This window comes from Marivirga sp. (assembly GCF_035704835.1).
Lineage (GTDB): Bacteria > Bacteroidota > Bacteroidia > Cytophagales > Cyclobacteriaceae > Marivirga.
Genome location: NZ_DASSWQ010000078.1, coordinates 1 through 4,756, shown reverse-complemented (window position 1 = coordinate 4,756; position 4,756 = coordinate 1). Strand labels below are relative to the sequence as shown.

The 4,756-nt window shown below is 36.1% G+C and carries 7 protein-coding genes; 1 reads left to right on the top strand and 6 read right to left on the bottom strand.

The features are described from left to right. Window positions 1-281: 281 nt before the first annotated feature. From VFM92_RS13675 to VFM92_RS13665, 3 genes are all read right to left on the bottom strand, one after another. Window positions 282-1,040 (bottom strand): endonuclease/exonuclease/phosphatase family protein, encoded by a 759-nt coding sequence (locus VFM92_RS13675; RefSeq protein ID WP_325122790.1) that lies wholly within the window; start codon window positions 1,038-1,040, stop codon window positions 282-284. Window positions 1,041-1,184: 144 nt separating this feature from the next. Continuing rightward, a complete protein-coding gene (locus VFM92_RS13670; RefSeq protein WP_325122789.1) occupies window positions 1,185-2,030 on the bottom strand; it encodes a macro domain-containing protein in 846 nt (281 codons plus the stop codon). Between the two features lie 6 nt (window positions 2,031-2,036). Further along, window positions 2,037-2,606 carry a TIR domain-containing protein gene (locus VFM92_RS13665; protein WP_325122788.1) on the bottom strand — a complete coding sequence of 190 codons (570 nt, stop codon included), beginning with the start codon at window positions 2,604-2,606 and terminating at the stop codon, window positions 2,037-2,039. A 102-nt stretch (window positions 2,607-2,708) separates the two neighbouring features. Between VFM92_RS13665 and VFM92_RS13660 the strand changes: the two genes are divergently transcribed. Continuing rightward, window positions 2,709-3,035, top strand: a complete 327-nt coding sequence (locus VFM92_RS13660) for a hypothetical protein (RefSeq protein ID WP_325122787.1) — start codon at window positions 2,709-2,711, stop codon at window positions 3,033-3,035. A gap of 146 nt (window positions 3,036-3,181) precedes the next feature. On the opposite strand, the gene VFM92_RS13655 is transcribed toward VFM92_RS13660, so the two are convergent. The 3 genes from VFM92_RS13655 to VFM92_RS13645 form a co-directional block, all read right to left on the bottom strand. Further along, window positions 3,182-3,418, bottom strand: coding sequence for a hypothetical protein (locus tag VFM92_RS13655; protein ID WP_325122786.1), 237 nt, complete (start codon window positions 3,416-3,418; stop codon window positions 3,182-3,184). After that, entirely contained in the window at window positions 3,411-3,839 is a 429-nt protein-coding gene (locus VFM92_RS13650; RefSeq protein WP_325122785.1) for a hypothetical protein, read from the bottom strand. The genes VFM92_RS13655 and VFM92_RS13650 overlap by 8 nt, the downstream gene beginning before the upstream one ends. A gap of 158 nt (window positions 3,840-3,997) precedes the next feature. Beyond that, a partial coding sequence (locus VFM92_RS13645) for a cation transporter (protein WP_325122784.1) occupies window positions 3,998-4,756 on the bottom strand: 759 nt, incomplete at its 5' end.

Here is a 4,756-nt window from a genome sequence, read left to right as displayed (position 1 = left end):
TTTGCAATTCTGACGAATTGTGGTTGCCCTCAAATAAATTTTCGGGAAGATTGATAATATCCATAATGTTCTGTCTTAAGTAAAATATTCTGCAAATTTCAAAAATCCTTTCTAAATCAATTGAAGTATTTTTATTCTATCTGTTTCAAGTTGAGCTTTGGTATGATGTCGGGTAGCCTTGCACACAACGGCCGTGGCTATGGCAAGTGCGGGATTTCAAGGCACTTACTTTTCCGTTTAGCAGTTTGTTTATTTTTTGTAATTACTTTCATATTAGCACTTTAGCCCGCATTTGCTATAGCCGATGTTGGCGTGTCGTTTTTCATTTTTCGGTCGTCAATTTCACACAATACTGGCATATGGTCGCTTATTCCCAACCATTTGTCTACTTGTCCGATTTCGACTTTCTTTAGTCTGTCAGAGAATCTTTGAGCACCAAAAACATAGTCAATGTGATATGGTCTTTCGAGTTTTCGCTGGAAGTATAAAGTCGGATTGGTCTCGGCTCCTTGCTGCTCTCCTGTGTAATTATGGTAAAGACTTTCAATTCCGAGTTCTTTCAGTTCGTTTACAACGTCAGAGTGATTCCACCATCTATCCCATTCATCCCATCTCGTATTGCTGTTAAAATCTCCTGCGATAATTGTCGTGTTCAGTTTGTCTTTATTGACTTGCAAGTATTTCCATAATTGTCCAATGTAGCCGAAATTCGGTGAGTTATTTCGGTGAGTCCAAACAGCAAGTAAGTCAAAGTCTTGATTGATTTTACACGGTAAAAAGTGCTTTACATAGTGGTCTTTGAATTTGTTTGACCAATCAAGTTTCTTTAATTCAATTTCTGGTCTTGCGAAAATTGCAAGTCCTTTGTTTTTGCTGTCGCCAATCCAAATGTAGTTTTCAGCCCATTCTTGATATTTTGGGTGTCGACATTCGGCTGGGTTTTCACATTCTTGGATAATGTAAATGTCAGCATTGAAGTCCGAAATATGTTCAAACTTCTTTCTAAATGCTCCATTACAATTCCAAGTTACAATCTTCAATTTCGTGTTGTTTTAAATGCACGCCAACGTCCAACTAAAATGAGTATGCGCCCCAGTTGCTAAAAGCACCCATGTTTCGGGTTTGCAATGTCCTTTCAAAATGCTCAGTTCGCATATTCATTTTAGTGTTTGTTAGGTGCTTTTTCATTTCAATATATGCCTTAAATGATCTTTTATATCATATAGATTGATTCCAAAACTCTCAGCATCCTCTGGTCGAATAGTTATAATCAACTTATCAGTGAATTTATTATTGGTTGAGGCCTTAACAAATGATTCAGCTATCATCGCGATCATTTTCTTTCTTGAGGTCTTTAACCTACCTCTTCCTGTTCCGACTACAGGAACAGCAAGTTCTTGAAGTTCTCCGCTAGTTCTTACGTAATCCCACAACCCTTCCAAGGCATTTTTCACATCGGTCATTGTTGAAGATGCATTTCCATTCTCACCAAGCTCAGCCATTGCGGTTAAGTAGAAAGTCTTACCGTGAGTATGAATCGGAATTGTTGTACCCATTGGATAGGGAGAAGTTGAATCTATTAATTTGAGTTCTTCATTAATCTCGCTGATTAATTTACTTTGGTTACCTGTATAATATTTTGCTGTAAACTGCCCTTGAAGACTATCAACTGAAATTTTGCCACCAGCAACATCCGCTTCAAATATTGTGTTTGAGCTGATCATGGTTGCGCCATTCAATTCGAATAAGTTGGCGATACGTACTTCAATACAAAAATCGTATTCGGGGAATCGGACTGAAATAGACTTAATAGGCCTTCTAAGTAGTATTGAAATAACTGTCGAGATAGCAATAAATATAAAAAAAGCATATGAGGCATATTGATCTCTAGTATAGACATTAAAAAAATCTAAAGATTCAATAATCAGCCAGATCAACCCAAAGATTGCAAGTATTGATTTTAATCCATTCTGAGAGAATATATAGCGCCAATATGCTTTGCTTGTTATGGAACTGATAAAGTATTTCATAAAGTTTTAGCACTTATAAAAGTAAGTGCCAGCAGCACATTTTGTACTATACATAAAATCACTGTCGCCCAATGCACTTCTTATTAGGTCCTTTTTGTTTGGTATGTGCATGGTAGGAACATTATACATTGAATTTCTAAATTGCGGTAATTTGTCCCATAAATCTGTAATTTGCTTTCTGAAGGTTTCGGATTGGCAATTAATTATATCACTTTTCTCACTATACTCTGGATATACAACAATTACTGGTAAGCCTTGTATATTTATTCCATAGTCTATCTCTTCTCGAATGGCCCGAGAGCTCTTGGTTAATGAGCTCAAAAACAGAATCATATTTTTGGAATTTCTCAAGCGTTCACGAATCCGAGGCTTTAGTGTTAATTCCCAATTGCTGTTGTCTCTAACATTGTAATTTTTATTATGTGAGTCATTGAAAGGAAAAGTTGAATCACCGCCTTTCCAACCTCTGAGCATGCTGTAATAAACAAAATCCCTTGTTGCATGTGCGCCAAGACTGCTTTCACTGAAAGGCTCACTTACATAGAACGCAGAGTAATTTCCATTTTTATATGCCATATCTTAAAATTTGCACTAATTGCACCTAACGGTTAAGCATAAGGTGATTAGCGCACCTAAAAAGCTACAATGTCATTTTAGTAACGAATTAAATTTAGAAATATGAAACTTAAATTAAACAACAAATTGCGCCATTCACTTTATGCAGTGTTGGGCGTAGTTTTTCTTTCAGCTTGTTCAGGTCAAGACGCTAAATATGTCTGTAATTGTGCGCAACTTGAAAAAGTGAAAGGTTTTATTGAAAGGTCAATTAAGCCTGCAAACAACATGAGTGATGAGGAAATGGAAGATGTTATTCACCAACTTTGGGTAACTGGTGTAAAAACAACTTGTCAGAAAAGGGTATTTCCAACGGACTCGCACAATAAGATTGATTGGTCAAAAGCCAAAGTTGATAGTTGCGAAACTGCTTATGATTGGGCTCATTAAATTACACCCAACGTGCCGCAGCTAAGAAACGTGGGGCTTTTCGAAACAATTTCCTGTCCGCCTGCGACAAAGATAGCCACGAAGAGCGAAACTTGCGGAAACCACCGACCGCCCCATGTTTTCTTAGGTGCTGTTGTGGTGCGTTTTTATTCATTTTTATCTCTCAATCTTTCTCTTGATTTACTTACGATATCTTGAAAGTCAGCTCGTAATGGCTCACTCAACTTCTTTTCTAAACTACTTTCAATATTCCAAAGAACTCTCTGTTCTGCTTGGTCTTCAAATCTACTTGAGTCCTCATTCTCGTTAAATCTACCGAGAAATTCAAAAAGAACAATTGCTTCTTCTTTGGTCAGTTCGATATTTACTTTTTTATCAGACATTTTCAAGGTCGGTTTCAAGGTCGTTAAAATATAGAATGAAAATTAAGAAGTCACTGAGTTCTATATTAGTTTTACTTTTCTCTTTCAAAAAATCAAAGTTTTCAATTCCTTCTCTTATTAACTTTTTGTCGGTCGGAATTTTCTCAAATTGACTCAAGCATTCTTCTTTTGTTCGTTGGCAGTAGTCTTTCCAATTTTCATCTAATTTTCTGTCTGTCGTGTCGTATTTGTGCCAATAAAGTTCACAAGTTCCGTCTTGCAGTTTGAATTGAACTTGTCCGCCAATAATTCCAAGTCCGACTTCAACGGCTTTGTCAACTACTTCTTTAAAGTCAGTTCGTTTCCAACCGTATTCATTTCCGCTTACAATTGCTTTTTGTAAGATTTCTGTCGGAAGATATTTTTCTTCAGTAACTGTCATTTTTTAATGCACCACAACGGTTTTGTGTATGATTAGTGGCGTGTTTAAGCACCTAATTTAGCAAATAAAAACCGAATAGAAAATCCGCGAGGATTTTCGTAAGTAGGCGAGAACCAGCCATTAATTATACACGTTGTTGTAAGTAGTGCTTTTTTAGTTCACTTACTTAATTTCAAAATCCGAAATGCTCCTTGAATTACCAATGCAAAAACAATTGTTCCGATAATCAAATCAGGTTTATTAGAACTCAAATAATGCACTAAAATTCCTGCAATAATTACTCCCAAATTGATAATCACGTCATTCGAAGTGAAAATCATACTCGCTTTCATATGTGCTTCTTCTTTGCTCTTTGACTTTTGCAAAATATAAAGACAAATTCCGTTTGCAATAAGTGCAAAAATCGAAACGATAATCATTGTTGAAAAATCGGGAAGTTTCTCGTTTCCGAAAAATCTTCTCAAGACTTCTACAAATCCAATAATCGCAAGTATTATTTGAAAATATCCAGCAAGTTTGGCAATCCGTTTTTTCTTTATTACTGTTCCGCCAACCGCAAACAAACTAATTCCGTACACAAAACTGTCCGCAAGCATATCTAAACTATCGGCAACAAGTCCCATAGATTTTGAGATAATTCCTGTTGTCATTTCAATAATGAAAAAAGCAAAATTTATGGCAAGTACAGACCAAAGTAGTTTTTTCTGATTTTCGTTTTCTTTAAATTCCGTTTGGTCGGTTTGTTCCGTTGAGATTTTTTTTCCACCTAAATTCAGTTCGATAACGGACTTTTCGATTTGGTCAATTTCTCCGCTGTGAAAAACGGTCAATTTTCGATTCGGAATATCAAAGTCCAAATTCGCAATGCTTGAAATTCCGTCCAATTTCATTCGGATAAGATTTTCCTCTGAAGGACA

What these genes read in the sequence shown, in the direction of transcription:
- VFM92_RS13670 (WP_325122789.1), bottom strand. Translation starts at nt 2,030, where the DNA reads ATGAAATACTTTATCAGTTCCATAACAAGCAAAGCATATTGGCGCTAT.
- VFM92_RS13665 (WP_325122788.1), bottom strand. Translation starts at nt 2,606, where the DNA reads ATGGCATATAAAAATGGAAATTACTCTGCGTTCTATGTAAGTGAGCCT.
- VFM92_RS13660 (WP_325122787.1), top strand. Translation starts at nt 2,709, where the DNA reads ATGAAACTTAAATTAAACAACAAATTGCGCCATTCACTTTATGCAGTG.
- VFM92_RS13655 (WP_325122786.1), bottom strand. Translation starts at nt 3,418, where the DNA reads ATGTCTGATAAAAAAGTAAATATCGAACTGACCAAAGAAGAAGCAATT.
- VFM92_RS13650 (WP_325122785.1), bottom strand. Translation starts at nt 3,839, where the DNA reads ATGACAGTTACTGAAGAAAAATATCTTCCGACAGAAATCTTACAAAAA.